Origin of the sequence: Ruminococcus flavefaciens ATCC 19208, assembly GCF_000518765.1 — a bacterium.
In the GTDB taxonomy this organism is placed as follows: Bacteria; Bacillota; Clostridia; order Oscillospirales; family Ruminococcaceae; genus Ruminococcus; species Ruminococcus flavefaciens.
The window spans coordinates 1-2115 of sequence record NZ_JAEF01000031.1 but is presented as its reverse complement, the minus strand read 5'-3'; the positions used below and the strand labels follow the sequence as shown (position 1 = coordinate 2115).

Here is a 2115-nt window from a genome sequence, read left to right as displayed (position 1 = left end):
GCTTGTGAACAGAATAGAAGCAGAAACAGGCGTAAGAATAGCATTGAAGGAAGTATTTGCACACCCTACAGCAGAACAGCTTGCAGTTCTTGCAGAAAGTGTCGGTAAAGAATACGGAATAATAGGAAAAGCTGAAAATAAAGAATATTATACAGCTACATATCAGCAGGAGCAGATATATATTACTTCGGTATTTCTGGCAGAATCGACCCAGTATAATATGCCGTTTGCAGTGAAGCTGAATGAAGGTATAGATATAGAAAGGTTCAAGGAATGCATAAGAAAAGTTGTAGAAAGGAACGATGTATTCAGATATTCGTTTGATATTATTGAAAACAAGGTAGTATTCAGGATAAATGATGTCACTGCTTTGAATATTGAAGAGCAGACTCTTGATAAAGAAGAAAACTATAATAAAAAGATATTTGAAGACTTTATAAGACCGTTTGACCTTAAATCTGCACCGTTGATCAGAGCCAAGATAATAAGCTTTGAAAACAGCAAAAGACATATTTTTATGATGGATATGCATCATATCATAGCTGACGGATTATCAATAGCTATTATATTTGAATCTGTTTTCGCATTGTATAACGGAATTGAATACGCAGAAACAGTTCCGTTCGTTGACTATTCGCAGTATTTGCTTCAGCAGGATATGAGCAGCAGTGAAGAATACTGGGTAAATGAGTTTTCCGATGAGCTTCCTGAATATGAAATAGTGGCTGATTATCCGAGACCTGCGGTTATGACAAGGGAGAGCAAGACCTGTACATTCAAATTTGACAGTGAAATGAGCCGTAATATTTATAAGCTGTGCAAGGCAGAAAATGTAACACCGTATATGTTCATGCTGTCTACACTTATAATACTTCTCGGAAAGAAATCAAATTCAGAAGATATAGTTGTGGGCACTCCTGTATCGGGCAGATTAGACCTGAGTACCGAAAAAACGATAGGACTCTTTGTAAATACTTTGCCGATCAGAGTGAAGTTTGATAAAAAGGACAGTTTCAGGGATATATTAATGAATGTCAGAGAAAAAAGCATAGCTGCATTTGACAATCAGATGTATCCTTTGGAAAAGTTACTGAAGAAGCTTGATATTAAAAAGGAATCATCTCATAATCCGTTGTTTGATATCATGTTCTCAATGAATAACTTTGAGCTGAACAGAGACGATCTTGAAAGACACGGTGTATCAATAATAGAAGATAATACATTGTCTGTGGCTAAGTTTGATCTGTTCTTTAATGCCCACGAAGATGAAAACAATGAATTTGTTATTTCTGTAGAGTATTGCAGTGAATTATACAGAGACGGTATGATGCAGGCAATGATAGAACAGTGGGCTGAAATTATCAGAATGTATTGCAGCGATCAGAATATCACTGTAGAAAAGACTCAGCTGCCGATAAGCAACTCTGTTATTTCACAGTGTGCTGTTGAAGAGGAATTTGAGATCAAAGAAACAGTTATCGAAATGCTTGAAAGCTCAGTCAAGAGAAACAGCGACAGTGTTGCTTTGGTATATGAAGACGAGAATACAACATATACCAAGTTTTCTGAAAGAGTTAATATCATAGCAAATTACCTTACGATGAAGGGATTCGGAAAGGGTGATTGCATTGCAGTAATGATGCCAAGATGCCGTGAACTGATAGAAGTTATCTATGCTGTAATGAAGGCAGGCTGTGTTTATGTGCCTGTAAGTCTTGACTATCCTAAAAACAGACAGGATCATATATTCAACGACTGTGATGTCAAGGCAATAATCACTGTAAATAATCCAGCTAATGAAGAGCCGTTGAGTGCCGACCGACAGGTACTGCTTTACGATCAGCTGTTTGAAGCAAATGACAGCTCAGACAATGGCTGTATGTGCAGTCTGAATGATCTTGCGTATATTATCTACACTTCAGGTTCATCCGGAAATCCTAAGGGTGTTAAGATATCTCACGGTGCTCTGACAAATATCGTTCTGAATCTTGAGTATCTGCATCCGACAGACAAGGTAATATACCTGTTAAAGACAAGCAATATGTTTGATGTTTCCATATCCGAGATTTTCGGATGGTTCGTAAGCGGCGGATCATTGGTAATATTAGGACCTGA

General features: G+C 37.4%; 1 protein-coding gene. It reads left to right on the top strand.

The genetic code is table 11. The features are described from left to right. Positions 1–2115, top strand: a 2115-nt coding sequence (locus L870_RS16890; RefSeq protein ID WP_037271556.1) for a condensation domain-containing protein, incomplete at both ends; no start/stop codon positions are given.